A 1,321-nucleotide genomic window follows, 5' to 3' on the forward strand; every position below is an offset into this window, starting at 1 on the left:
ACGGTGATCGCGGGCACCTATGGCAGCCTCGTGCTCGGCGCCAACGGCCAGTACACCTACATCCTGGCCAATGCGCAGGCGAACGTGCAGGCGCTCGCCGCTGGCCAGACGGCGACGGAAAGCTTCACCTACACCGTCTCGGACGGGCAGGCCCATGCCGATGCCGGCGAGAACCTGATCGCGCAGTCAGAGGCTTTCGGCGATGCCTCCTGGGTGCCGTTCAACGGCAACGGCGCCTTGCCCACCGTCGCCGCCGATGCCGCGACCGGGCCGACAGGCACCGCGGCGGCCGATGTGCTGAGCCTGCCGGCGGATGGCGGCCTCTACACCGCCGCGGCCGTCAGCGGGCCGCACACCTTCAGCGTCTGGGTCCGGCTGGTCAGCGGCGACGGCAACTTCGCCTTCAACTACTATGACGGGACCAGCGACAGCATCCAGCCCGGCACCGCGACCGGCGATTGGCAACGCTTCAGCTGGACCTTCACCGGCAACGGCAACGGCGACGCCAACGTCGCCATCCTGCACGACCTCGCCTCATCCACCGGCAGCGTCCTCGAGATCTGGGGCGCCCAGCTCAACAGCGGCGGCAGCGCCGGCGCCTATGTCGCCACCACCGGCACCCCGGTCACCGGCACCACCGTCACCACGCAGAACCTGATCGCGCAGTCGGAGGCCTTCGACGACGCCTCCTGGGGGCATTTCACGGTCACGGGCACCCAGCCCACGGTGACGGCCAATGCCGCCACCGGCCCCACGGGAAGCGGTACGGCCGACCTGCTGGGCCTGTCCGGCATCGGCACCGGCATCTACGCCAACACGGCGGTCAGCGGGCAGTACACCTTCAGCGTCTGGGTCCGCCTGGCCAGCGGCGACGGGAACTTCAGCTTCAACTACTTCGACGGCAGCAGCAACCATCTCCAGGCCGCCACGGCGACCGGCGCGTGGCAGCGCTTCAGCTGGACCTTCGACGCGAACGGCGACGGCAACGCCAACGTCGCCCTCATGCACGACCTGGCCACCGCCACCTCCGGCGTCCTGGAGCTCTGGGGTGCCCAGCTCAACCAGGGCGCGGCGGCGGACAGCTATATCGCCACGGCCGGCAGCCCCGTCACCGTCACCAGCGCCGGCACGGGTTCCGAGACCGCCACCCTGACCGTCGCCATTGCCGGCGCGGCCGATATCGGCACCGGCGGCCCCGCCCTGCCCGTCGCGGTGGCAGACAAGGCCGCCGTGTCGGAGGACGGGGTGCTGCAGGCCACGGGCAACCTGCTGTCCAACGACACGGACGCGGACCGGGACACGCTGGCCGTCACCGCCGTGA

At 70.8% G+C, this 1,321-nt stretch carries 1 protein-coding gene; it reads left to right on the forward strand.

Features of this window, described 5'->3' with window-relative positions; genetic code table 11:
* The coding region (locus BT98_RS25415) for a phage head spike fiber domain-containing protein (protein ID WP_037251897.1) at nucleotides 1-1,321 on the forward strand (1,321 nt) is incomplete at both ends.

The organism is Roseomonas mucosa ATCC BAA-692 (assembly GCF_000622225.1).
GTDB lineage: Bacteria > Pseudomonadota > Alphaproteobacteria > Acetobacterales > Acetobacteraceae > Roseomonas > Roseomonas mucosa.